The organism is Paenisporosarcina sp. HGH0030 (genome assembly GCF_000411295.1).
In the GTDB taxonomy this organism is placed as follows: domain Bacteria; phylum Bacillota; class Bacilli; order Bacillales_A; family Planococcaceae; genus Paenisporosarcina.
This window is the reverse complement of sequence record NZ_KE150422.1, coordinates 76,959-101,947: the sequence shown is the minus strand read 5'-3', so window position 1 is coordinate 101,947 and position 24,989 is coordinate 76,959. Positions and strand designations below refer to the sequence as shown.

The following is a 24,989-nucleotide window of genomic DNA, read 5'->3' as shown; positions in this document are numbered from 1 at the left end:
CGCCAAAGCTTGGGCCCACAGGATGTGGGTCATGCGTTACCGCAGGACGCGGTGACTTTAGCCTTCCTATCGAAACGAATGCACTTCGATTCGGTAACTTCAGGCGATGGTGTAGGCTAGAGTGGTGCTTTGCGCTTTTCTTGACAGCGAGGTGTAGACAGATGCCAAAAGGAACTGGGAAAGTGGTTGCGCAGAACAAGAAAGCCAATCACGATTATTTTATTGATGAAACAATTGAAGCAGGAATTGTGCTTCAAGGTACGGAAATCAAATCAGTCCGTAACGGGAAAGTTCAGCTGAAGGATGCATTCGTCCGCATTCGCAACAATGAAGCATGGATTTCGAATATGCACATCAGCCCATATGAACAAGGAAACCGATTCAACCATGAACCTTTGCGTTCTAGGAAACTGTTATTGCATAAAAAACAAATCAGTGAATTGATTGGTCTTTCAAAACAAGATGGCTATTCAATCATTCCCATCAAAATGTACATGAAGGATGGCTTTGCAAAAGTGTTAATCGGCATGGGTAAAGGGAAAAAGAATTACGATAAACGCGATGATCTTAAGAAGAAAGAAGCGAAGCGAGACATTGAACGTGCATTCAAATCCCGCAATCAAGATTGATGGTACTTGAAGTTTGACCAAATTTGCCTTATAATAGATTTACAGCTTTGCCAGCTGAACTTTTTGTTCACCCGAACATCCCTTATCATAAAGAGTTAAAAGACTTTATGATTATCCTATAAGGGGACGTTACGGATTCGACAGGGATGGTCTGAGCTTAAGTTGCGCGTCGGAGGGATCGGCTCCGTATCAACGTCATTTTATAATAACTGGCAAAAACCAAAACCTAGCATTCGCAGCGTAAGCTGACAATGTTGCTTGTCTTGACCATCGCCCATGTGGTCCTGTACGAGCTCACTCTTAGTGGGATACGATCGTCGGTGCGACTTGAGCCGCCGAGAAGAGACTTTCAAGTTAGCGCACAAGACGCCCGCTTGTCGGCATAATGCTGCGCGAAACCTCAATAGGCAAGATACACGCGTAGAAGCTTAAGTGTTGGAGTTTCTGGACGCGGGTTCGATTCCCGCCGTCTCCATATTTATTTTTGACAGTAGAAACACTGTTAAATCAATGTTTAAACAATGTTAGGGGTATTTGATAGGAGTTGAACTCTTATTAAATATCCTTGTTTTGTTATTAGGGTAATTTACACATTATTTATATGAACTTTGTTTATAAACCTTCTGATTCCAATTTGGATTAGGAGCTTGTCGTAAAGATAAGTATAATGAATACCATTTGGCTATGAATTATTTTACTAAGTTTTTACTGATATATGCAAGGTTAGGCAGTACACTAATAAAGTAAAAAGGTTTACTTCAGTAAAATAAGGTATATTATATTTGTTGAATAGATTCTCTTTAAAGACAAGAAAAGTAGGTGAACAAAGTGGGGAAATATCAATTGGATACCAAAGGTCAGGTGGCTGTGGCAAAGTATCATGAAAAACACAAGCCTGCCAAATTTGATAAAAAGCAGCAACTTGAAAAAATACGTGCGGAGTATTTGAAAAAAAAACAAAAACAAACAGATAAATAATATGAATGAAAACATAGGAAGACGCGGGTTCGATTCCCGCCGTCTCCATATTACGAAATCATATGATTTCATACAGTGTTAAGACCCTTGATAATCAAGGGTTTTTTCTTTTTGTCTATATCATCTAGTTTCAATAAGTATTAACCGAACGTAGTCAAAATATAATATTCCTTTATCAACATGGGCAACATTTAATAAATTGTATATGGACATGATAAGTTATAAATGTATACTTATTAAGTAAGTTTAATGGTCAGACGTTTAACCTTTTAATAATACAACTTTGTGGAGGCATTAAATGAATTATTTAATCTCAATCGTAGGCATAATTGTTGTTCTGGGTCTTGCCTGGGTTGCAAGTAACAATCGTAAAGAAATAAAAATAAGACCAATTATTCAGATGATCATAATTCAGTTAATATTAACTTTTATATTACTGAATACCAAATTTGGATTGATTCTTATTGAGGGAATCGCAGCTGTGTTTACAAAATTACTAGATTACGCTAATGAAGGAATCAACTTTGTATTTGCCGGCATTGCAAATGAAGGACAAGCTCCTTTCTTCTTAACTGCTTTACTTCCAATCGTTTTCATTTCGGCTCTGATTGGAATTCTGCAGCACATTAAGGTTCTTCCTTTCATTATGAAATGGCTTGGCTGGGCAATCAGTAAAGTAAATGGCATGGGTAAATTGGAATCTTACAATGGAGTAGCATCCGCTATTGTTGGACAATCTGAAGTATTTATTACTGTGAAAAAACAGCTTGGAAAATTATCCCCTCAACGTCTATATACACTAAGTGCGTCAGCGATGTCTACAGTATCGATGTCTATTGTCGGAGCTTATATGACGATGATTGAACCGAGATATGTCGTGACTGCAATCGTGATTAATTTATTTGGAGGATTCATCATTGCTTCAATCATTAATCCTTACTCTGTAACCGAAGAAGAAGATCTCCTTGTTGTGCAAGAAGAAAAACAAAGCTTCTTTGAAATGCTTGGCGAATATATTATGGATGGATTCAAGGTTGCAATCGTGGTTGCGGCGATGTTAATTGGATTCGTTGCACTAATGGCAGGAATAAATAACTTATTTGATATGATATTTGGAGTCACGTTCCAAGCAATTATTGGATATGTCTTTGCTCCATTTGCGATTTTAATGGGTATCCCTGTTTCAGAATCAGTAACAGCAGGCGGTATTATGGCTACCAAACTAGTTACAAACGAATTTGTAGCGATGCTTTCATTAAATGAATTAGCGTCAAATCTGAGTGAACGATCAATTGGAATCATTTCAGTTTTCCTTGTTTCATTTGCAAACTTCACTTCAATTGGCATCATCTCAGGTGCTGTAAAAGGTCTTCATGAAAAACAAGGAAACGTTGTAGCACGATTCGGCTTGAAACTTTTATACGGAGCAACTTTAGTGAGCGTATTATCAGCGATTATTGTGAGTTTTATCCTATAGTTAGAAAAAGTGTCATCCAAAACCCTAATAAAAGCAACATCCCAGCGAATACTTATAAGTATTCCTTGGACATAAAAGGACGTCAAATAAACCTTTTCAGTGAGTAGGTAAAAGAACGGAATACGAATTTTAGTATTTTATCTTCAATCTCGTCTTACTGTTAAGATTACCAAAGAACCTTCTAAATCAATTATGATTAGGAGGTTTTTTTGTGTCTAAAAAATCAGGTGTCTTTAATATTTCCAATTCGCGTATAGGACGGTGTACCAAAAATCGTTGGAAATACTGGTATTTCAGCACTTTTCTATAATTTCATTTCAAGAACCGCCGTCTCCATAATTTAATTTCATGGAGTTTCAATGAACGTCAAAATCCTTGATACATAAAGGTTTTGGCGTTTTTTATATTTCATCGAGTTTCAATGAATTTTAAATTATGATTAGTTTATAAATACAGAAATTGTGAAGAGAATGTACTTAAACTAACGCCACTGGTTAGTTCAATCCCATTAACCATACGTAGAATCTAGTTTAAGTGAAAAATTTAAATATTTTGCAACTTTTACTATCTATATCGGTAATGGGCAGGGGGACAAACCAGTTTAGGCTAATCATTATATAAAGTGCAAAATATGGTACAATTAGAAAAAAGTGTTGGGGGTTAATATGGAGATAATCTTAAATCTTATTATAATAACTTTAAGTTTGGTAGGAGCAATGTCGTTTACTCTTTTTATACGTAGGTTATTAATAAATTCAAGCTTGCGGAATACTCATTATAAAGATATTGAAACTAAACTAGATGAAATCAAAGATTTACTTTTAAATGAGCGCACTTCCCCATAACTTCCAATTCCAAAGCATCAGTTGTAATGCTTTTTTAGTTTAAGAAGAATTCAAAAAGGGACTCTAATAGAGTTCTTTTTTCTTTTGCCGAATTATCGGCGATTAACTGAGCCTTATGTGACGATAGTCAAATGACTGTAGGAATTGTTTGTTACCACTTTTATAAAACTGCACTCTATAGAAACAACAATGCAGCGAATGCTTTAATCAAGGGGGGTGGCGTTTTTTACTTTTTCACCTAAATATACGTTTTTTCATCTAATGGCATTCTAATAAGTGATTTTTTAATAAAAAGAATCTAAATAATCATCATGTTGATTTTCGCTATGACCGGACGCTTTCCGGGGGCATGGCTTCACCCTCCTTATTCGCTAACGCTCAAGCTTGTTTCTTACACAGGGAACAAACACTATGAATTTTAAAGCTTCAATTACTGAAGATAATTCAGGATTGTGGCTTTTTTGATGTTTTATGATGCCCTGCCCTTATGCTCCCCAAATTGCAACTAACACAAGGACGGCTTTCATAAGATATCCCAAAAGATAACAAAAAAAATCGATATAACATTCTAAAAATTTGTGATAGAATAAAATATCAGTCTATTTAAAGTTAAAATAAGTACACATTATTTTAACGAGGAGAAGTGATTGTGCGTTTTTTATGCGTGTTTTAAGAAAATTTTGGGGGGTAGTAGAATGAAAAATTTATTTGTTAAATGGAATCAAGTGAGCCTAGTAAAAAGGATTATGATCGGTATTATTGTCGGTCTTATCTTAGCTTTAACGGTTCCTGAAGCCGCAAGTTGGATCTCCATTTTCGGTTCTTTATTTGTCGGTGCATTAAAGGCAGTTGCACCAATATTAGTATTATTCTTAGTGATGCATGCGATTGCCGTACATAAAAGTGGTAAGAAAACGAATATGAAATCAATTCTTGGTCTTTATGCTATTGGTACATTCCTAGCTGGGGCTGTCGCTGTAGTTGCAAGCTTTATGTTCCCAGTTACATTAACACTGACATCAGGAGCAGAAGACATATCTCCACCAGAAGGTATTGTTGAAGTTATTCAAACATTACTATTTAACGTAGTTGCTAATCCAATTGATGCATTAGTAAATGCTAACTATCTAGGTATATTAATGTGGGCAATCGTTCTTGGGATTGCATTAAAAAATGCGAATCAAAATACGAAAGACATGTTAGGTAATTTTTCAGATGCAATTACTAAAGTAGTACAATGGGTGATTAATTTAGCACCGCTTGGTATTATGGGGCTTGTATTTAGTGCAATTGTAACAAGTGGTCTTTCTGCTTTACTTGATTACGGTAGATTAATTTTAATTCTAGTTGGATGTATGTTGTTTATCGCACTTGTAGTGAATCCGTTAATCGTATTCATCTATACGCGAAAAAATCCTTATCCACTTGTTTTAATGGTTTTAAGAGAAAGTGGTATTACGGCATTCTTTACACGTAGTTCAGCTGCAAATATTCCGGTAAATATGAAATTATGTGAAAAACTAGGCTTAGATGAGGATACTTATGCAGTGTCAATCCCTCTAGGTGCTACAATTAATATGGCTGGTGCAGCCGTTACAATTGCTGTACTAACTCTTGCAACAGTAAATACGCTTGGTATTGAAGTTGATTTTGTGACTGCACTAATGCTTTCTGTTGTAGCAGCTATCTCTGCAGCAGGTGCATCAGGTGTTGCAGGCGGATCACTATTACTTATCCCACTAGCATGTAATTTATTTGGAGTTCCAAATGATATTGCAATGCAAGTTGTTGGTGTTGGTTTTATCATCGGTGTTGTTCAAGATTCTTGTGAAACTGCACTGAATTCTTCTTCTGACGTACTGTTCACAGCTACAGCTGAGTATGCTAAAGAACGTAAAGAAGGTACAGAACGTAAAGAACGTAAAGAAGGTACAGAAGGTACAGTAGTAACTATGAAATCTTAGGATCTACGACTCTAGTAAAAAGAATATAGAAGCTTAACTATTGATCTGACCTAATGCTCCATAAAGGTATTCATTTGAAATCACCATCACGTACGTCTTTCGATTCATTTCGAAAGACGTGTTTTTTTGTTTTGTACATAATGGTTTGGGATATATTAAATTATTCTTTTACTAATAGAAAACACCTCCAAGTTGGTTCAGGTATTCAAACCCGTTTTCAACTTAAAGGTGTTTTTATTTGTCTCACTCTATTTGGTCAGTCCCAAGCTTTTAAGCGAAAGTCAGGATTTCATACTGAAATATCTTGTTCAGTTGTTTGATTCATTCGCTGTTTCTTAGACTTTCTATAGTAAAGTAATTCATACATACAAGGAATCACGATTAGGGTCAGCACGGTTGCCATGGCTAGACCACCAATCACAACAATAGCTAGACTTTGTGATACTAAGCTTCCTGTTTCGGCTTGTTTTAGTAGCAGTGGAAGCATCGCACAGATGGTTGCAATTGCAGTCATGAAAATCGGTCTCATCCTTGTTGATGTCGCTTCCACTAGCGCATCACGAATAATCATTTTTTGTTCATTTTGTTTTACTCGGTCTAGAAGAACAATCGCGTTTGTTACGACGATACCAATTAGCATTAATGCTCCTAGTAGTGCTGTGATATCAACTGGAATTCCACTGATGAGGATTCCTAAAATTGCGCCAATCGCAGCAAGTGGAAGGGAGCAAAGAATGGCGATTGGTGCTTTGATCGACTTAAATGTGATGACCATAATTAAAAATACTATTCCGATCGAAACAAGCATTATTAGAAATAAATCTGTAAAATCATCTGCCTGTTGGCTACTTGATCCACCTACTAGAACCTCAACATTATCTGGTAGATCCATGCCTTTATTGTCTTTTTGATCGCCGAAAATCTCTAGATTGATTGTTTTTGAGATTTCAGAAAGCTTTGCAGGATCAACTGATGCTGTAACACGAAGGTAGGCATCCCCATCTTTATGAAACTGGTTGGTTGAAAGCTCTTCACTTTGTAAAGTAGCAATGGATGATACTGGTACAAGGCCGGAATCGGTCATGACTGGTATATTCTCCAAGTCTTCAGGTGTCTCCGTATCCAGGAGCGGTTCCAGGAATACAGTTTTCTGCTTGTCATCTAAACTAATCGTTCCAATTGGTGTTTTATTTAACATCACACCCAACTGCTGTGCGATTTGTTCAGTATTTCCTTTTGTTGGATCTACAACAAGGGAGTGTACAGTTTTCTTCTCGTCTTGATTGGTCGATACTTCCTCGACACCCTCAATGTTTAGCACTTTTTCTTTAATATTGGTTGCCACTTCTTCAAGGTCTGCTAAATTTTCACCGACTACATCAATGGTGATATTTGTACCTGCTCCTCCCATCATAAAGGAGGCTGTAGTTACTTCTAGAATGGCATCAGGATATTGATCCTTTTTCTTTAACATTTCTTTCACTATGAAGTCTGTATCATTTTTATCGTCTAATAAAATACTGAAGGACGCTTCTGTCGGTGATCCAACATAGCCATATTGAGCAGCTTCAGCTGGAGAACCTACCTGTGAAAACACATGTTTCACTACATCCATAGATCGAATGGATGATTCAAATTCAATTGTCTTTTCCTTTACTTCTTCCACTGGCGTATCATTCGGGTAACTCAGCGTGGTCAGGACATAGTCAGCAGAGGAGCTGTCAACTGCACCTTTTGGAATGAAAAAGTAAGTGCCTATGGATCCGATGAATAGGAGGATGGAAATCGAGAAAACAATCCATTTATGATTCAAGGACCAAGTAACTACTTTTGGAAAACGAACAGCTGGTTTATGTTCAGGAAGCTTTGTATTCTTTAATAATCCCGCACTCATTAACGGAACAACAGTCAACGCGACAATCAAGGATGCTAGCAAGGAATAAGTAACGGTTAAAGCGAATGGTAAAAGAAATTCTTGAAGTCCACCATTCAGTAAACTCATAGGTAAGAAAACGGCTACTGTTGTTAATGTAGAGGCAGTAATAGCAACCCCTACTTGCTTCGTTGCGTCAATAACCATTTGAACTGAGAATTTCTCTGTTTGCATTTTCCGGAAAATATTTTCTATGACGACAATACTGTCATCAACTAGGCGTCCAACTGCAACAGCGACACCACCGAGCGTTAAGATATTCAATGTCACACCAGACCAAGACAGAAGGAATAGTGTGAAACACAGGGATAGAGGAATCGATATTATGGTAATAAAAGTAGAACGGATATTTCGCAGGAAAACCATAATGACGATTGTTGCAAATAGTGCACCAAGAAGAACTTCTTTTATCATAGTATGAACGGAATTTTGGACCATATCAGCAGAGGAAATATAAATAACAGATTCCTGCTGATCATACTTTTCATTGATTTTCTTTGTTACTTTTTCAATTTCTTTGCTAATAGTCACCGCATTGGATTGGCTATCCTTTGTGATGCTAATATCTAAGCTTTCCTTTCCATTGAATCGGCTAATGAAATTTGCATCTCTTGTTTCTTCAATTGTTGCAATATCTCCAAGCGTCACACTGGGTGCAACAGTTAAACCTTTTAGTTTTTCAATGCTTGTTAAATCACCGATTACTTTAATATTGCTTGTTTTTCCGTCAATAATCTTTTCACCAACAGCTACAGCAGTATTTTGACCATTAAGAATGCCCATAACTGCTTGAAGAGAAATTTGATTTTCAGCCAATTTTTCATCATCAATATTCACGGAAATGACGGAATCTGTAATCCCATATAGATCTACACTGGAAACACCTTTGATTTCTTGATAAAGAGATTGAAGCTCTTCACGAGCAAAATCCACATTTTCTGTAGTCACACCTTCTTCAAAGGTGACAGCAATGTTAGCAATTGGAATCATAGATGTATTAAGCTGTGATATGGTTGGCTTGGATATATAGTGCGGCAAAGCTACATTACTTAACGCATCTTGTACATCCTGTTTGGCTTGTTTCATATCATATCCTGCCTCGAAAAACAGGTCTACTTTTGAAAATCCATCTCCTGTTGTAGAATAGACAGATGTTTTTCCATTCAATCCTGCAACAGCTCTTTCAATCGGATAGGTTACTTCTGATTCCATCGTATTGGAGTCAGTTCCCTGACCTACGGAAATAATGGTGACTTGCGGATTATCCGCAGATGGTAAAAATTCCATAGGCAATCTAAAATAGCTGACAATACCTATCACCAATATTAAAATGGTTAATACAGCGACAGCAGCCCTGTTTCGAAAAGCCCACTTGGTAAATATCGACATAACAATTCCCCTCCATAAAATTACAAATTTGATATCAAAAGAAATATACTATAAATGCAAAACGAAAAATCAGACTTTTATTAAATTTTACAAAAACTTAATTCAAACTATATGCTCCCTTCTTACCATCTTTTCAGTTACATCTTCATTGTAAAAAAAAGGAGTCTCTTCCACATTGATCCTTAGAATTATGTTTTTCTAAGACCTAAGACTTAGAAGATAATGGAAAAGTAAACGGAGTGATGTTTTGAACATGAGAAAACATCAAATAACCTCTCAAACTATGCATTGTATTAATCAAATAGAACAACGGCATTTACAGACAATTACGTTGTTATAAGGGGGTAGCGGCCACGCCGTTTCCATTTACATGATTCATTTAAATGTAGATGGATTTACCCATCATTAACCACGTCTTTCGATTCATTTCGAAAGACGTGTTTTTTTGTTGTTAATAAAAAGGTTCTGTATAAGGTCCTTGGCTGAATATAATCTCATATCGCCTCTTATAAAAAGTGCGACTTGAGCGACTGTAAATAGTCCAAGCTTCTCAGATTAATTCTTAAGCAATCGGAAGTTTCTCATTTATTTCCTCGAAACCATTCAATATCAACTGATAATAGAAGGGAGAAATTAATGAAGGTTTACCATATCCGGTCATTGGAGCAATTGAAACCTTATCAGAAAATGTGGGATCACATTTTGGATATCAATCAGAACGATAACCCATTCATTGAATTTCAATGGATAGAGAATTGGTGGAAATACCTTGGGCGCAATCGGGGAGTCGAAATTATCGTCGTAGAAAAAGCAGATAACGTGATTGCCTTTTTCCCTTTGCAAATCACTCACATGATGAAGTCGACCGTCATTGAGTTCCTCGGGCGTGGTGAAGCGCATTACATGGATATCGTCGTATACGATGATGAAAGAGAACAAGTGATTCAATATGTTTTCGATGAATTAATGGAGTCGATGCCGAAATGCATCTTTAATTTACATGGGTTATTATCAAGCAGCCCTACAACCAATATGTTGAGTTTGTATCTGGCTAGAAGAAAGTGTGAACCCACCATATTTTCAATTGTTACGCCTTTCGTGAAAACGGACACGCTCAATCTCGAAGATTACTTGAAAAAAAGAAGCAAAATTCACGGTCTCAATCGCAGGGAAAAGAGACTTCGTTATTTAGGTCATCCAAAAGTAATGACTAGCAGTCCAGATGAAATCGAACAAGTTTTTACGCTACATGATAAGCGATGGAGAAAGATGGACGAGACCAATTTCACGGATGAAGAACATCAGATGTTTTACAGTGCTTTATTAAACTGTGAAGATGGACCGATGAAAGCAAAAGTGGAAGGCTTATATTTGGATGATCAAATGATTGCGTTCTCTTACGTATTTAAGTGCAGAGGTCGACATGTCGGTTATTTGAACGGGCACGATCCTGACTACAGCCTTTATGGACCTGGAACAATCCTCGATAAAGAATTGATCACTAGAAGCCAAAATGATGATTTGAGAATTTATGACTTGAGCATTGGCTACGAGCCATATAAGTTCGACTGGAATACGGGAGTAGACTACACGAACAATTTCTTGTTTTCTTCTAATGAATGGCAAACTCAAATGGTCTTCCAACTGATCAAAGGTAAGGGGTATGTAAAAGAAATTTTAAAGAAGAATTATAAAGTATTGTTATTTAAAAATGAGTTTCTTGGAAAAAATCTGCATTTTTTTCGGAATGCTAGCTTCAGAGAGTGGGTAAAAGCGTTTCGCAGCCAAGTTGGTAAAATTTATTCGCAGAAATCTGTCGAGATTTATCAACAAAAGCAAGGTACTAAAGATTCGCTGGATTATCAAATGCTTATCTATCCCGAAGCACGAAAACGACATCACGACCTGAAGCAAACGAATAAATGGTTTTATAATGGGTTCACCCCCTATGGTGATGCCAATGTTTCGATGTTTTGGGTTCATCCAAATGTTATACGTGTAGATGAAGTTGATTACTTGCAGGAGTTGCCAAAAAACAGTGCGTATATTGCAGAGTGGCAAATTCATAAGTTGTCGAGTGTATGTTCATTTTTGCGGCAAGATAATGGAGTTCAGGACATTTTTCTGCATACCACAAAAAAAGATGAAGTGACTACGAAACATCTTCAACAATTAGGTTTCACTCATGTCAGCAGTATCAAGAAAAGAAATTTGTTATTTAAGCCATCTACACAAGTTTTAACTAATTCGACGAGCAAGCAGTGAGCTTGGCTGAGTTGTTGGTTTAAAAATGGACATGCAACAGTAAATTGGTTTTGGGGGAGATCATGTGAAAGTATATTCCGATTACGTATCAAAACATCGGTTAGGAAAGCTTATAATATGGTTGAGAAATGTGCAAAGAAACAAAGAGAGAAAAAATCGATAAGTCATTACTCTTAGCTTCCTAAAATACATCTTGTGTACCATCTGCCTGACCACTACCATAAAGTGGCAGGTTTTTTTTATTTGTCATATGAACTTTTTGGAATGTGAAATGTCTAATACATAACAGAGGTTGAAATGAGGGGTCGATTTGGGGGAAATTGAAATCGTCAAACGGGCAATTGCTGGAGATGATGAATCATTCCTGCTCGTAATGCAATTCAATAAAGAAGCATTGTACCGGACAGCATTCGCTTTTTTGAGAAATGAACATGATGCTCTGGAAGCCATTCAGGAAGTCACCTACAGAGCATATAAAAAAATTCATACAGTCAAAGAACCTTGCTATATTAATACATGGCTGACTCGTATCATGATGAATTATTGCCAAGATCAATTGAAAAAGAAAAAGCGTTTCTCAAATTCTGAACTAATTAATGAAATATCCGTTAATAATGATTTGGTTCAATTTGAATTGCAGGAAGCCTTAAATAAGTTATCAGAGCAGGAGCAGCAATTGGTGTATATGAAATATTTTCAAGATACGAAGATTAAGGACATTGCGGTGATAGAAAATATACCTGAGGGAACCGTCAAATCCCGTCTTCACAAAATCTTGAAAACGTTGCGCCACCATCTGACGGAGAAAGGGGAAGTGGATCATGTTTGAAAACGAGGAAGAGAAATTGGCAGAACTTCGACGTCAGCTTGAACACATCAGTATTCCTACCGAACAGCTGGACGGAGCAATTGGGCAAGGCTATGAACGTGCAAAGATTGAAAAAGTGAAAAAGAAAAAGAGAAAAATACGAAATTATGGAATGCTTGCAGCAACTGCACTTCTCATGATTACATTGGCCACATCCATTCGAGTGTCCGCAACTTTTGCAAATGCGGTTTCATCTATACCTGGACTGGAGAAAATTGTTGAAATGATACACTATGATAAGGGTTTAACGGCAGCTATTGAAAATGACTACTACCAAGAAATTAATGCTTCTCAAACCAAGGAAGATCTAACACTAACCATTGACGGTGTCATCCTAGATGAATCGGGGATGAATGTTTTTTATACCGTTAGTTCTGAAGAAGCCATACAGAATGTTCGGGTTGGAAATGTAGAATTAAGGAACGACGAAATTATTTCGCCAAGTAGTTCTTTTAGTATCTCAGCTAATGATCAAGCTGTTAAAGAGTTTAGTAATACAATCGATTTTCATTTTCAAAAGCCAACGAAGTTTAATGATTTATCATTTTCACTCGTGATGACAATCGAGAATGAAGGAAAGGAAATAGAATATATTATTCCGTTTACTGTTCCCGAAAATGTTAAACCGAGCATTAATTTTGTATTAAAGAAAGAAGTAGAAATTGAAAATCAAAAGTTTACGATTGAAGAAGTAACAATCAATCCTCTCCGTGTAGATGTTCGAATTTCAATAAATCCAAATAACTCGAAAAAAATCCTCCAATTTCCGGATTTACGTTTAGAAGATGAAAATGGAGAGATTTGGGGTTCTAGAAGTGGAATTTCTGGAAGTGAAGTTGGAGAGTTAGAACAAATTATATACTTACAAAGCAATTACTTTGAAAAACCAAAAGAACTATTCTTACGAATAAATAAATTACAGGCCCTTAATAAAGATGAAGCAATTGTTGTTGTAGATACTGAAAAAAATATTTTATTGAACAGTCCACGTGATGGAAGATTGCAATTAGGTGAGTCTAGTAAAACTCACGCTGATTTCTTCTTAACACAGGCCAAAGATGTAAATAACAATTTTAGTTTAACCAGCATAATACAAGATGCCAATGGAAAATCGATAAGTTCTCCATCTACCTCAATGTTTTATGATTCAGGAAAATTGGAAAGTCATTGGTCACTAGATTTTGATACTATCGACTATAAGAATCCACTAGAGCTCGAATTATTGGCATATCCAAATTACATTGAAGGCGATATTAAGGTAGAATTGAAAAAACCAAATAAGTAAAAAAAAGAGGATGCCTACCCATTGTTGGGACATCCTCTTTCCAATTATTAATGAAGTCGATTCCAGTCTTCAAACGTTATGGAAAAGACGAAAGCATCGTGAGTTTTACCACCTTGATATAAATAATTTCTTAGCAATCCTTCTTTTTCAAACCCCATTTTCAACAATAGCTTCCACGAAGCTTCATTGTCAGGAAATGTAACGGCGCCAACTCGGGAAAGTTCAAGTGTTTCAAAGCAATGTGACAAAACCTTCTCCAGTGCTTCTTTCACATAGCCCTTGCCCCAAAAATCTGGATGCAGGTCATAGCCAACTTCACATTTTTTGCTCCAAAGCTGCAGATTATTTAACCCGATTGTTCCAGCCAACTCTCCAGTTTCTTTTAGTTGGATGCCCCATCGTGCTGAACGTTTTTCCATGAAGCCTTTATTCATATTGGTAATCATTTTTTCTGCTTGTTCCATTGTTGTGATGGGGTCCATCCCATAGTAACGTGTGACATCTTCACGTGAGAATTGATTGAACAAGTGGACTGCATGGGATTGATTTAAGTCGATTAAGTTAAGTCTATCGGATTCTAGTACAGGAAAAGACAACAGGAAAACCTCCATAATTAGCTTTGAATTTCATTTGCAAAATAAATGTAATCGACTGGAACGCCCTCCAAATCAAACTGACGCAGGAATGAAGTCACCTGACCCCGATGATAGGAAGAGTGGTTGATGAACGTAAAGAACATTTCGTCTCGTTTGTTGGAAAACGGAGCACCTTTTATATTGGTAAAATTCACTGTTTCTTTCCACTGTTCGTCAGTTAGCGTCGAGAAAAATTGTTCCATTTTTTCGTGTAAAGCTGCAAATGCTTCTTTCGTTGATTGAACAGAACTCACATCAAATTGTTTCCATTCCGGCTTAGCAATACCAATTAAACGCTTATACCATAAGTAATCAACACTGATGACATGTGAGTAAGTTTCACTGATAGATGGAAATGAATTTTTTGCTTCTTGGTGAAAGATAGATGCATCTAGTGAATCTACATGATTCAATAGTTTTTGTGTAGCCCATTTGTGATAATGAAACATCGATTGCCATTCCAATTGAATTCCTCCTCTAAAAAATGTGAATATTCCCCATTTTAACACTTTATTAAGATAGTACACTACCACTGCATCTTGTTATAATTTGGAAAATAGTAATTGCAGTTCATTATATACACACATATACTCGAAGTATAGGGGTGATTATGATGATCTTATTAACTGGTGAGAAATTAAATTTAGAAGAAATGCGATCCATATTATTTCAGAATGAAACAATAAATCTTGATTCAAATGCATTAACACGTGTTCAAAAAAGCCGTGAAGCGGTTGAGAGAATCGTAAGGGAAGGCAAAACAGTTTATGGCATTAATACGGGCTTTGGTAAGTTCAGTGATGTCAGCATTGATGAGGAAGATGTACACGCACTACAACTCCATTTAATCCGTTCACATGCATGTGGAATTGGTGAACCATTTGAAGAACGAGTGTCCCGTGCAATGGTCGTCTTACGATTAAATGCATTATTGAAAGGTTTCTCGGGCATTAGAGTAGATGTATTAGAACGATTGGCTTACATGGTCAATCATTCTATTCATCCAGTCATTCCTTCACAAGGATCTCTAGGGGCATCCGGTGATTTAGCACCTTTGTCTCATCTGGCACTTGTATTGGTGGGGGAAGGGTTTGTCTGGCATGAGGGACAGCAAATTCCAGCTCATGAAGTATGGGGGAATAAAGGTATTGAACCATTAGTGCTGGAAGCAAAAGAAGGCTTGGCGCTAATCAATGGTACGCAAGCCATGACAGCGCAGGGCGTAGTGAACTGGTTAGAAGCGGAGACAATGGCTTATCAAAGTGAATGGATTGCGGCGATGACAATGGAAGCGCTTCACGGTATAACGGATGCATTTCATCCAGCTGTCCATCAGGCACGTGGCTATGTCGAGCAAGTAGATGTGGCACGTAGAATGCTAGAGTGGTTGCAAGGCAGTCAACTTGTTACAACTCAAGGTGAAAAGCGTGTGCAGGATGCCTATTCGCTGCGTTGCATTCCACAAATTCACGGTGCCAGCTGGCAGGTGCTTGGTTATGTAAAAGAGAAGCTTGAAATCGAAATGAATGCAGCAACAGACAATCCATTGATTTTTGAGGATGGGGAAGTCATCATTTCAGGAGGTAATTTCCATGGTCAGCCGATTGCTTTTGCGATGGACTTTCTGAAATTGGCAGTTGCGGAGCTTGCGAATGTTTCGGAACGCCGAATCGAACGATTGGTCAATCCACAATTGAACGAAGGTTTACCGCCTTTCCTAAGTCCACAACCAGGACTTCAATCAGGTGCCATGATTCTGCAATATGCGGCGGCAAGCTTAGTATCGGAAAATAAGACTCTGGCACATCCAGCCTCGGTTGATTCAATCCCATCTTCGGCTAATCAGGAAGATCATGTGAGCATGGGGACAATCGGCGCTCGTCATGCTGGAAATATGATTCAAAATGCACGACGCGTGTTGGCAATCGAAGCTTTCTGTGCATTGCAAGGTTCAGAGTACAGAGGCAAAGATAAAATGTCTCCATTGTTACAGGATAAATGGAATGAATTTAGAGCATTCGTCCCATCGATGGATGAAGACCGGATTTTCAGCACAGATATCGAGCGAATCAGCGTACATTTAAAGAACGAAACTGCTTCCTCAATTTATGCGAAAAAAGAGGCTGTAACCGTCCAGTAAGCGATGAGTCAAGATGTCTCAAAGGTCGTTTTCAGACGTGAATCTGCAAAGTCAGATGTGAACGCTAATTTTTCAGACGTGAAACCCAAAAAGTTAAACTGAGTTATCGCTCAGCTACTCAATGAGCCAATAAAAAAGGCAGTCTCCATTTTTGGAGACTGCCTCAGCTTGTTGACAAAAGAATAACAATTAATATAAAAGTATAAAAATTGAGTTCTTATTTTTTGCACTCTATCGAAAAAGATTGTGGCCGGCTATTTCTTTCGCTTTCCGCGGACGAAACGCTAGCCTCCTCGGCTCAGCTGTCTATGACAGCTGAGCATGTGGGGTCTAGCTTGTTTCGTTTTTCCGCAGGAGTCTTCAGAAATAGCCGACCCCTTCTAACTTTAAAATTTTGCAGAGACACGCTTACAGAAGCAATTTCTTTTGATTGGAGTGGAGGCGGCGACTTCAGCGGGAACAGTACGAACTGAAGACCCCGCAGGAACGTAGTGACGAGGAGACTGAAGTCGTGCCCGCGAAACGCGTCCGCCGCAATGGAAATCAACATTTTCTTGCATAGGCTCTTTTTAAATAGTATACAGTTATATTCACTTATTTAACACCATATTTACGATCCAGTTGCACTAAATGGGCATCGGAACGATATTGAATCAAAAAAGGACGGAAATAAAAAACATCGCATCGCATTCGATATCGACTATGATACGTTTTTTAAACAGTTTATGTCCGTCATGATTGGCCAACATACTCGTAATGGGGAACAATAAAAAGAGAAAGAGGGATAAGTATATTCGCTCTAGCTTATTCGAAAATCCCACTTCTAAGAACGGTAAAGTCAATTTTAAAATTTACTTTCGCGTCCTTATACATCTCATGCCATTTTTCATAAGTGAGATCGGACTCTCTGACCGAGCTTCGGTAAAATTCACCTAAACCAAAAACATCGGAGTCCACTTCCTGACAATAAACGAGTATTTTTGCAAGGTTCTTGGACATACTTTTCTCGATTTCTTCTTCCAATTTCTGCACATTTTTTGGATTGTCCATATCCATATTTGCTTCTATTTCTAATAATCTTCCACGAACTGTGAATTGCATGTCGAATTCCGGTGTGTCCGGATTAATGAGTTTCAATTTTTTCTTCGTAGAGATAGTATCAATCACTACTGTAATATCTTCTTGAGATTCCTGTGTTTGTGAAGCTGGTAGTGATTCTTTAGGAATCTTCGTTTCAAACATGGCAGCCTTATGAAAATCTCTAGCCAATTTAAGGTAAAAACTATTTTCAGCCGATAATTTCCCGACCATTTTGTCTTTGTTGAATAAAGCAACTCCTGAAATTTCCACAATTTCATCCTTTCTTTTAATTATGGGTAAAGCAACGTCCCTACCTAGAGAGTAATAATCGTGTGCTACTTCATGAATAGTGGATGAAATCATTTGTTCGCTCTTGATGTTTTGTTCTAGCAACTTGAAGATATGGATTCCTATATCTTCGATTTCCTGATATTGATATTCAAGTAATGATTTTGTTTCACCCTCAACAACAGCCACATACAAGCCACCGCTCGTCTCGGAATTCTTCGAAAGAGTATCAATATAATGAGCAATTCCGTCTTTTGATATTTCTTCTCCAAACAAGACGACTCGCATCTGACCGGTCACGTTTTTTTTCGATGTTTTTCTATTAATAACAGTACGGGCACCACGAATAGTTTCATTCTCAGCCGAAATTACTTCTACATTACTTTGGAATTCTGGATTCACTTGACGAACGACTGCTGTTACCGATAATTTATCGTCTTCTCTCAAATCATATCCAAGTAAGGTTGTCAATCCAATCTGTTCCAGCAATTTCTGTTCCGCACATCCAACCAACGAAACAAAGAGAACAACGAATATGAAGCCAAGTTTTATTTTTTTCACATCTTTTGCTCCTTACGAGTCCGATATTTCTTTTTCATTATTGCGAGAAAGTATATAAAGATGGGATAAACAAATATGACATAAAATCCAACTTTGGAAAAGTAAGTGTTCACCGCATTGATTTGAGTACGAGTTTCAATGGAAAGAGAGAGCATAAAGATGACAACCGAAAAAAGCCAAATAAATTTGTTTGAATTTACTTTCACCAATCGTAAGCTTCCCCGATAAGCAGCCCATAGGTATAGACAAAGGTTGGGCAAAATCACTAACATCCAAAAGCAAACGGCAATATATTCAAACCGTTCGATAAACGGAAAATGGACGACGCTGAATAATGTTAAGGTGGCCCAAATCGATTTATTTAATTGTTCTGGGCTGAAGTATGTGATAGAAACTAATATGACAGATAGATAAATGATCGTAGTTGCCAACAATCCAAAATGTACATGCTTTTGTACTTTATTTTTATCCTTGATGAATGGGTAGATCACATTGAGTATCTCAAACCCCGCAATAGTAAACGTCATGGACTGTGCACCTTTTAAAATTCCGATAATATCGGTTTCCATTATGGGCAGCAAACTTCGCGCCGAAGTAAATTGAAGTGGATATACCAACATGGGCAAAAGCCAAATGGACAGAACGAAACTGAAAAATGAAATCCCAACAATAACACGCAGTCCACCTGTAAAAGCGTAGATGACTATCAGCAGTAAAGTAGCGGAAATAAACCACGTACTCAAGTTCGGAAAAACCCATGTTTGAACCACTTCAATATAGTTTCGTAATACAGAGAAAAATGCAGTTGAACAATACAATATATATAAAAGATTTAAAAAGTTGCCGACCCATTTTCCAAAAATGTCTTGATGGATGCCGTATAAATCATTCGAACCGTAGATTTCCAGCGTTTTAATCATAATAATCGCGATAATATGAGTGGCAATTCCGACGAGCAGAACAGAAATCCAGGCATCATGTTTGGCGTCCTGATAAATGACACGTTGGAAGCCATGGATACCAACACCTACTTGAATCGTATGAATCACAAAAAAAAGTAGAAAAGCATTGATCATCTCTTGGTTTTTCACATGTATGGTGTTGTTCACTCAAATCACCTTCAGTTCAACTTTTTTCTGGATTGATTGGTTCTGGTTGATATTTATCTGCATCCTGTGGCCTTGCATTTGAGTGCCTTTTGTAAGCAAATGGTAATGGCAACCTAATGATACTATCTCGCCAATCCTTAAAACGCGGGGGATAGAAAGGAGCAGTGTATGGTGCTCCCAAACTAGACTGACGAATCAGGTGGATCAAGATGAAGCAAAAACCGAGCATGATTCCATAAAAACCCCAAAAACCCGCTAACAAAATCAATGGAAATCGGATGACCCGAATGACGTTACCCATCATAAAGCTTGGCGTCGTAAAAGAAGCCAATGCGCTTAGCGCAACAATGATAATAAGAATATTACTCGTAATCCCGGCTTGTACCGCCGCGGTTCCTATCACGATACCGCCTACGATACCGATGGTTTGTCCAACTTTGGTCGGTAATCTTGCCCCTGCTTCCCTTAATAATTCAATTATCAATTCCAGGAGTAATGCTTCAATTATTGGTGGGAATGGCACTAGAGCTCTTGATTCGCTTAAAGGAACTAACAGTGATTGGGGGATGACTTCATAATGAAAAGTCAGAGCTGCTACATATATAGGTGTCAAGTAAGTGGACAAAAATATGGCACCGAATCTCAAAAGTCGAAAAAAGGAAGCGATTGGCCATCGCAGGTTTTGATCTTCCCTGCTTTGGAAAAATTCAATGAACGCGTATGGGCATAATAATGCCATGGAACTGCCATCCACAAGGATGCCTAATTTACCATTCAGCAACCCTTCGCAAAACCTGTCCGGTCTTTCAGTAAGAAGCATCTGGGGAAACGGTGATAAAGAATTGTCATCAATCATTTCAGCAAGAGCCGAACTGTCCAATAAGGCATCTAGCTTTAAGCTGGTAATCCGGTCTTTCAGCGTATTCACCATGTCCTCGGATGCAATGCCCTTGATATATAAAAGGGCAATCGTTGTATTCGTTTGTTTTCCAACAACAAATTTTTCATTGCACAGTTCAGGATTTTTAATATACCTTCGAATTAGCGATTCATTGGTAGACAGACTTTCATTGAATCCGACCTGTGCCCCGATTACCTGTGATTCATTTTCAGGTGCTGTCAAGCTTCGGGACTCTTTCGTCGTTATTTTTGCCATTACAACTTGAGAAAAGCCATTTATATGAATCAGTGCCGTCCCGTTATACATAGAAAGTACGGAATGATCAAGTTGTTCATCCAAATCTACCTCGGGGAGGGAAAGTGCAGATTTAAGACTTTCAGGTGATTCATACTCTTTTCTTAAAAGATCTGGAATGAGCTGATCTCTTATGGTTTGGCCATCCACTAAACTATCTATGTAAGTAAGCGTGAGATTTGGAGAAATTGTTTTGACAACTAAGTCAGTTGGATTGTTGGTTGCTTTTTTAATAGCCTCTAAATAATCTTTTGATGAGATTGGAAACAAGCTTTCATTATGAACCTTACTTGCTTTTTCATCTTTGTGATTTTCGCCATCTTCAACAGTCGGTTTATTTTTCGAGGAAGACTGTCTGCTCTTTTTTTTAAACATTTCTTTCCCTCCTTTCACAACCCTTTCTTTTAGAATAGGCTCCAGGAAAATAATCTATACTCATAATTCAAATGTAATAATATTTTTTGACACTTATAGAATACAGACTTTCGTACAGTTCGATCTGCATTTGTTATACTGAAACAAGATATTTTAAAAGGAGAGATTCCAATGAAAACATTCGCCTTGATCGCTGGAAGTTTGCGGAAAGAATCATTAAATCGAAAGTTACTTGCCTACTTACAAGAAACGTACAAAGTGGACATAAAAATGGAGTTTATTGAAATCAATGAGTTTCCATTGTTTAATGAAGATATCGAAGCTGAGGTTCCTGAACAGGTGAAAAAAGCCATCCAACTGATACAGGAATCTGACGGTGTGCTGATTGCGACGCCTGAATATAACCATTCAGTGCCTGGGGCATTGAAGAATGCATTGGATTGGCTTTCAAGAAAAGAAAAAGTTTTTGTAAAGAAACCAGTTCTGATCATGGGTTGTTCAGGAGGACCAGTAGGAACATCACGTGCTCAAAATCATTTGCGATTAATATTAAATTCACCAGGACATCAAGCGTTAACACTACCTGGAAATGAAATTTTGATTGGACAAGCATCAACGAAATTTAATGATAAAGGAACACTAACTGATGATAAGACCGTAATATTCATTAATGGAGTCTTGAAGAAATTCATTACATGGATCGATGCTACAAAAGAGTGGCAGAAAGAGGAGATATAATGCAATCCAATCAGAGACCCCACATTTTATTAGTCGACGGAATGGCACTTTTATTCCGTTCGTTTTTTGCAACTTCAGTCTTTGGACAATACTTTAGAAATGAACAAGGTGTCCCAACTAATGGTGTACAAGGGTTTGCCCGTCATGTGATGAGCGCAAAACAAATTATGCAACCGACTCATATGGCCATTTGTTGGGATATGGGTATGCACACTTTCCGCAATGATTTGTTTGATGGATACAAATCCAACCGTCCTGCTCCGCCTGAAGAAATGCTGCCTCAATTTGATATGGCTAAGAATCTTTCTGAAATGCTTGGCTGGAAAAACTTTGGGGAAGTTGGGATGGAAGCGGATGATTTAATTGGCTCCATGGCATGCAAGTGGCAAAATGAAGCAGATATCACCATCGTAAGTGGAGATAAAGATTTATTGCAATTACTCAATCCCACAACTAAGATCGCTTTTACGAAAAAAGGGTATAACATCTATGACGAATATACATACGAACGTTTTGTAGAAGAGTATCAAATTGAGCCTTCGTTTTTTGCCGATGTGAAAGCATTTATGGGAGATTCGAGTGACGGGTACCCGGGAGTTAAAGGAATAGGACCGAAAAGTGCACTTCAACTTATTCAAAACTATGGTTCTGTTGAAGGAGTCATTGAGGCGTTACCGGAGTTAAAGCCGGGTCAACAAAAGAAGATTCAGGAAAACCTGGACATGTTACGATTGTCAAAAAGACTTGCTACGATCCATTGTGAAATGGATTTGCCGATTGAACTTGATCAATTGATTGTGCCTTCATACAGTCAGCAATTATTAACTCAGGTAGAGGAAGCCGGATACGGCATTACGAGTCGGTATGCTCGAACTTTATATTCGATTTAACTTTATTTGGAGGAAACTTGGTCGTGTCGGAAGTTAATCGGCTCTTAAACGAGCATTGTCAGTAATTCAAACTTCTTAGTATTTGGGGATATTTTTACGAACGTTAAAATTCCTTTGTTCTTTTCATATGAAATTTGGCGAATTCGGCTTGGGCGATTTCTTCCACCATTATCGTGGATGATCAGCGTCAAGTCGTTTTCTTTTTCTTCAAACCCGATGAGCGGGACCCAATGATAGGAAAAATCATAAGAGCTGAACCAGTGAAATGAAAAGTACCGATCAAATTTACATGCCACCGGTCTACCGGCTCGTAATTCTTCTTTTGCTTCATCCATCGAACAGGTATCAATATCCCAATTAGGGCCGAGAAGTTTCCGTAAATTACGTTTTAAACGCCATGTAAATAAACCAATTCGAGTACCTCCCAGTAAACGGTATAATCGACTCGCATCATAAGGACATGAATTCGGCATCAAGTAACGCAAAATGGTCAGGGCAGTAACAGGTCCACATGCAGATTTCTGATACTGTATTTTGATTGATCTATCAAATTGCGATAGACCTTGTAATTCTAATTGAATACGCATAATGTCACCTCAGTGAAAAAAGAGTTTTTCCGTCTGATTTAACAGTACGGAAAAACTCTTTTTCTGTAAACTTTGAAGCTTTCGTTGCGACTAAAAATGGAAGAGAAACTTAAAATCTAGCGATCTATTAAATTACAAGTATTGATGAACGTCTACGTTTGCACCTTCGGCAAGTGCATGCCCAAGCGATTCATCGGCGCGGTGGAAGTTTGCAATCGCTCGACCTACGATATCGCGATTTTCAATGCCAGAGAACTGATCAAGTAAGTTTTTAATTAATGCTTGTTTTGTCGATTCATCATAACTTCTATAAATTTCACCAGCTTGACCGAAGTTATTTGTTTTTTCGATTGCATTTTTACCTGCAACTCCTGAAATTGGTTGATCAAATTCTTTGAATTCAGGCGCTTCTTTTGGTTCTGAGTCGAAACTATTTGGTTCGTAGTTTACGCGAGACATTTGTTGTCTAAATGGCATAGCGCCGTCACGTTGGTTATTTGAGAATGGACATTTTGGTGCATTGATTGGCAACTGTAAGTAGTTTGCACCAATACGGTAGCGTTGTGTATCTGAGTAAGAGAACAAACGACCTTGCAACATTTTATCTTCAGATGGTTGTATACCCGGTACTAGAACACCTGGATTGAATCCAACTGATTCTGTTTCTGCAAAGAAGTTGTCTACATTACGATTTAAAGTCATTGTTCCCACCAACTCATAAGGGAAGTCTTTCTCTAACCAATCTTTCGTAGCGTCAAGTGGATCAAAGTCAAAGTTATCCATGTCTTCAGGTTTCAAAGTTTGAACAAATAAATCCCATTCAGGATAGTCTCCACGCTCAATTGCTTCATATAAATCACGCGTTGCATGACTGAAATCTTTTCCTTGCTGTTCTGCAGCTTCTTCAATTGTCATGTTTTTAATGCCCTGTTTAGGAACCCAACGAAGTTTTATATATGTAGTTTTGCCATCTTCGCTGATCCATTTGAATGAATGCACTGAAGATCCACGAATGTGACGGTAATCTTGAGGGATTCCTTCATCTGTAAACAAGTGAATGAGCATATTTGTCGCTTCAGGCGAAAGACCCATGAAATCAAAAAGACGTGAAGCATCTTGAAGATTCGTACGTGGATCTGGTTTTAATGAGTGAATAACATCAGGGAACTTGATTGCATCCCGGATAAAGAATACAGGCAAATTATTCCCAACAAAATCATAGTTGCCTTCTTCTGTATAGAACTTTACTGAGAATCCACGTGGATCTCGAGCAGTTTCTGGTGAGTGGAGCCCGTGAATGACGGTAGAGAATCGAGTGAATACTGGCGTTTCTTGCCCTTCATTTTGTAAGAAAGCAGCTCTTGTATATTTTTTCATACTGTTTTTGACGACGAATGTACCGTGGGCAGCAGCTCCACGAGCATGTACAACACGTTCAGGAACACGTTCACGGTCAAAGTGAGCTAATTTTTCAATTAATTGATAATCCTCTAAAAGTGTTGGGCCACGTTCACCCGCAGTTCGGGAATTTTGATTATCGCCGATTGGTACACCTTGGTTAGTTGTTAGCTTTTTCATTGTATCGACTCCTTATTAATAATTATTATAAAAAAGAACTAATTCAAATGTAAAGTATATTTAAGTGATTATCAAGTAATATGATTGAGTGAAAGTCTAAAAAATTTTTACTAGCTTGTAGACTTGTAGAAGATGAAAAAATACAATTATAGAAGAGAAAGAATGTTTCCACAAATTCAA

General features: G+C 37.7%; 19 protein-coding genes, 1 tRNA gene and 1 other RNA gene. 13 read left to right on the top strand and 8 right to left on the bottom strand.

Going from position 1 to position 24,989, the window contains the following annotated elements:
• Nucleotides 1–161: 161 nt before the first annotated feature.
• From smpB to sstT, 7 genes are all read left to right on the top strand, one after another.
• Entirely contained in the window at nucleotides 162–629 is a 468-nt protein-coding gene (gene smpB / locus HMPREF1210_RS12575) for an SsrA-binding protein SmpB (RefSeq protein ID WP_016429072.1), read from the top strand.
• Between the two features lie 122 nt (nucleotides 630–751).
• Nucleotides 752–1,107: a transfer-messenger RNA gene (gene ssrA / locus HMPREF1210_RS17785) on the top strand.
• Nucleotides 1,108–1,457: 350 nt separating this feature from the next.
• On the top strand, nucleotides 1,458–1,607 hold the full coding sequence (locus HMPREF1210_RS18250; RefSeq protein WP_016429071.1) for a hypothetical protein: 150 nt from the start codon (nucleotides 1,458–1,460) through the stop codon (nucleotides 1,605–1,607).
• Nucleotides 1,568–1,655, top strand: a tRNA-OTHER gene (locus HMPREF1210_RS18095). The genes HMPREF1210_RS18250 and HMPREF1210_RS18095 overlap by 40 nt, the downstream gene beginning before the upstream one ends.
• Nucleotides 1,656–1,905: 250 nt before the next feature.
• The gene (locus HMPREF1210_RS12565; protein WP_016429070.1) at nucleotides 1,906–3,084 is read left to right on the top strand and encodes a NupC/NupG family nucleoside CNT transporter; all 1,179 of its coding nucleotides are present in this window, start codon (nucleotides 1,906–1,908) and stop codon (nucleotides 3,082–3,084) included.
• Nucleotides 3,085–3,749: 665 nt separating this feature from the next.
• Nucleotides 3,750–3,929: a DUF4083 family protein gene (locus tag HMPREF1210_RS12560; protein WP_016429069.1), complete on the top strand. Its 180-nt coding sequence runs from the start codon at nucleotides 3,750–3,752 to the stop codon at nucleotides 3,927–3,929.
• A gap of 695 nt (nucleotides 3,930–4,624) precedes the next feature.
• Nucleotides 4,625–5,893 (top strand): serine/threonine transporter SstT, encoded by a 1,269-nt coding sequence (gene sstT / locus HMPREF1210_RS12555; protein WP_051123229.1) that lies wholly within the window; start codon nucleotides 4,625–4,627, stop codon nucleotides 5,891–5,893.
• 289 nt (nucleotides 5,894–6,182) lie between these two features.
• Here sstT and HMPREF1210_RS12550 read toward each other — a convergent pair whose 3' ends face one another.
• Nucleotides 6,183–9,215 (bottom strand): efflux RND transporter permease subunit, encoded by a 3,033-nt coding sequence (locus HMPREF1210_RS12550; protein ID WP_016429067.1) that lies wholly within the window; start codon nucleotides 9,213–9,215, stop codon nucleotides 6,183–6,185.
• Between the two features lie 636 nt (nucleotides 9,216–9,851).
• Here HMPREF1210_RS12550 and HMPREF1210_RS12545 point away from each other — a divergent pair.
• The 3 genes from HMPREF1210_RS12545 (at nucleotide 9,852) to HMPREF1210_RS12535 (ending at nucleotide 13,633) form a co-directional block, all read left to right on the top strand.
• Nucleotides 9,852–11,480, top strand: coding sequence for a GNAT family N-acetyltransferase (locus HMPREF1210_RS12545; protein WP_016429066.1), 1,629 nt, complete (start codon nucleotides 9,852–9,854; stop codon nucleotides 11,478–11,480).
• A 310-nt stretch (nucleotides 11,481–11,790) separates the two neighbouring features.
• Nucleotides 11,791–12,309: a sigma-70 family RNA polymerase sigma factor gene (locus HMPREF1210_RS12540; RefSeq protein ID WP_016429065.1), complete on the top strand. Its 519-nt coding sequence runs from the start codon at nucleotides 11,791–11,793 to the stop codon at nucleotides 12,307–12,309.
• A complete protein-coding gene (locus HMPREF1210_RS12535) occupies nucleotides 12,302–13,633 on the top strand; it encodes a DUF4179 domain-containing protein (RefSeq protein ID WP_016429064.1) in 1,332 nt (443 codons plus the stop codon). Before HMPREF1210_RS12540 ends, HMPREF1210_RS12535 begins: the two co-directional genes overlap by 8 nt.
• 47 nt (nucleotides 13,634–13,680) lie before the next feature.
• Here HMPREF1210_RS12535 and HMPREF1210_RS12530 read toward each other — a convergent pair whose 3' ends face one another.
• Entirely contained in the window at nucleotides 13,681–14,229 is a 549-nt protein-coding gene (locus tag HMPREF1210_RS12530) for a GNAT family N-acetyltransferase (RefSeq protein ID WP_016429063.1), read from the bottom strand.
• A gap of 17 nt (nucleotides 14,230–14,246) precedes the next feature.
• Nucleotides 14,247–14,732, bottom strand: a complete 486-nt coding sequence (locus HMPREF1210_RS12525; RefSeq protein ID WP_016429062.1) for a DinB family protein — start codon at nucleotides 14,730–14,732, stop codon at nucleotides 14,247–14,249.
• A gap of 149 nt (nucleotides 14,733–14,881) precedes the next feature.
• On the opposite strand from HMPREF1210_RS12525, the gene hutH reads away from it, so the two are divergent.
• Nucleotides 14,882–16,408: a histidine ammonia-lyase gene (hutH, locus tag HMPREF1210_RS12520; protein WP_036660095.1), complete on the top strand. Its 1,527-nt coding sequence runs from the start codon at nucleotides 14,882–14,884 to the stop codon at nucleotides 16,406–16,408.
• An 804-nt stretch (nucleotides 16,409–17,212) separates the two neighbouring features.
• Here the strand turns inward: hutH and HMPREF1210_RS12515 are convergent.
• Genes HMPREF1210_RS12515 through HMPREF1210_RS12505 form a run of 3 tightly spaced genes read right to left on the bottom strand, consistent with a single transcriptional unit; the run spans nucleotide 17,213 to nucleotide 21,016 of the window.
• Nucleotides 17,213–18,337 carry a Ger(x)C family spore germination protein gene (locus HMPREF1210_RS12515; RefSeq protein ID WP_016429060.1) on the bottom strand — a complete coding sequence of 375 codons (1,125 nt, stop codon included), beginning with the start codon at nucleotides 18,335–18,337 and terminating at the stop codon, nucleotides 17,213–17,215.
• Nucleotides 18,334–19,446, bottom strand: coding sequence for a GerAB/ArcD/ProY family transporter (locus tag HMPREF1210_RS12510; RefSeq protein WP_016429059.1), 1,113 nt, complete (start codon nucleotides 19,444–19,446; stop codon nucleotides 18,334–18,336). The genes HMPREF1210_RS12515 and HMPREF1210_RS12510 overlap by 4 nt, the downstream gene beginning before the upstream one ends.
• A gap of 16 nt (nucleotides 19,447–19,462) precedes the next feature.
• Nucleotides 19,463–21,016 carry a spore germination protein gene (locus HMPREF1210_RS12505; RefSeq protein ID WP_016429058.1) on the bottom strand — a complete coding sequence of 518 codons (1,554 nt, stop codon included), beginning with the start codon at nucleotides 21,014–21,016 and terminating at the stop codon, nucleotides 19,463–19,465.
• Nucleotides 21,017–21,187: 171 nt separating this feature from the next.
• On the opposite strand from HMPREF1210_RS12505, the gene HMPREF1210_RS12500 reads away from it, so the two are divergent.
• Nucleotides 21,188–21,754: an NADPH-dependent FMN reductase gene (locus HMPREF1210_RS12500; RefSeq protein WP_016429057.1), complete on the top strand. Its 567-nt coding sequence runs from the start codon at nucleotides 21,188–21,190 to the stop codon at nucleotides 21,752–21,754.
• On the top strand, nucleotides 21,754–22,644 hold the full coding sequence (locus HMPREF1210_RS12495; RefSeq protein WP_016429056.1) for a 5'-3' exonuclease: 891 nt from the start codon (nucleotides 21,754–21,756) through the stop codon (nucleotides 22,642–22,644). The genes HMPREF1210_RS12500 and HMPREF1210_RS12495 overlap by 1 nt, the downstream gene beginning before the upstream one ends.
• A gap of 44 nt (nucleotides 22,645–22,688) precedes the next feature.
• Here the strand turns inward: HMPREF1210_RS12495 and HMPREF1210_RS12490 are convergent, their stop codons facing one another.
• Both HMPREF1210_RS12490 and HMPREF1210_RS12485 read right to left on the bottom strand, forming a co-directional pair.
• Complete coding sequence (locus HMPREF1210_RS12490) at nucleotides 22,689–23,231, bottom strand: hypothetical protein (protein WP_016429055.1); 543 nt, start codon at nucleotides 23,229–23,231, stop codon at nucleotides 22,689–22,691.
• Nucleotides 23,232–23,363: 132 nt separating this feature from the next.
• Nucleotides 23,364–24,809 (bottom strand): catalase, encoded by a 1,446-nt coding sequence (locus HMPREF1210_RS12485; RefSeq protein WP_016429054.1) that lies wholly within the window; start codon nucleotides 24,807–24,809, stop codon nucleotides 23,364–23,366.
• Nucleotides 24,810–24,989 lie beyond the last annotated feature (180 nt).

Bases quoted from the DNA above. Each gene is read 5' to 3' on its own strand.
- smpB (WP_016429072.1), top strand. From the start codon at position 162: ATGCCAAAAGGAACTGGGAAAGTGGTTGCGCAGAACAAGAAAGCCAAT.
- HMPREF1210_RS12560 (WP_016429069.1), top strand. From the start codon at position 3,750: ATGGAGATAATCTTAAATCTTATTATAATAACTTTAAGTTTGGTAGGA.
- HMPREF1210_RS12490 (WP_016429055.1), bottom strand. From the start codon at position 23,231: ATGCGTATTCAATTAGAATTACAAGGTCTATCGCAATTTGATAGATCA.
- HMPREF1210_RS12545 (WP_016429066.1), top strand. From the start codon at position 9,852: ATGAAGGTTTACCATATCCGGTCATTGGAGCAATTGAAACCTTATCAG.
- hutH (WP_036660095.1), top strand. From the start codon at position 14,882: ATGATCTTATTAACTGGTGAGAAATTAAATTTAGAAGAAATGCGATCC.
- HMPREF1210_RS12565 (WP_016429070.1), top strand. From the start codon at position 1,906: ATGAATTATTTAATCTCAATCGTAGGCATAATTGTTGTTCTGGGTCTT.
- HMPREF1210_RS12485 (WP_016429054.1), bottom strand. From the start codon at position 24,809: ATGAAAAAGCTAACAACTAACCAAGGTGTACCAATCGGCGATAATCAA.
- sstT (WP_051123229.1), top strand. From the start codon at position 4,625: ATGAAAAATTTATTTGTTAAATGGAATCAAGTGAGCCTAGTAAAAAGG.
- HMPREF1210_RS12495 (WP_016429056.1), top strand. From the start codon at position 21,754: ATGCAATCCAATCAGAGACCCCACATTTTATTAGTCGACGGAATGGCA.
- HMPREF1210_RS12550 (WP_016429067.1), bottom strand. From the start codon at position 9,215: ATGTCGATATTTACCAAGTGGGCTTTTCGAAACAGGGCTGCTGTCGCT.
- HMPREF1210_RS12535 (WP_016429064.1), top strand. From the start codon at position 12,302: ATGTTTGAAAACGAGGAAGAGAAATTGGCAGAACTTCGACGTCAGCTT.
- HMPREF1210_RS12505 (WP_016429058.1), bottom strand. From the start codon at position 21,016: ATGTTTAAAAAAAAGAGCAGACAGTCTTCCTCGAAAAATAAACCGACT.
- HMPREF1210_RS12500 (WP_016429057.1), top strand. From the start codon at position 21,188: ATGAAAACATTCGCCTTGATCGCTGGAAGTTTGCGGAAAGAATCATTA.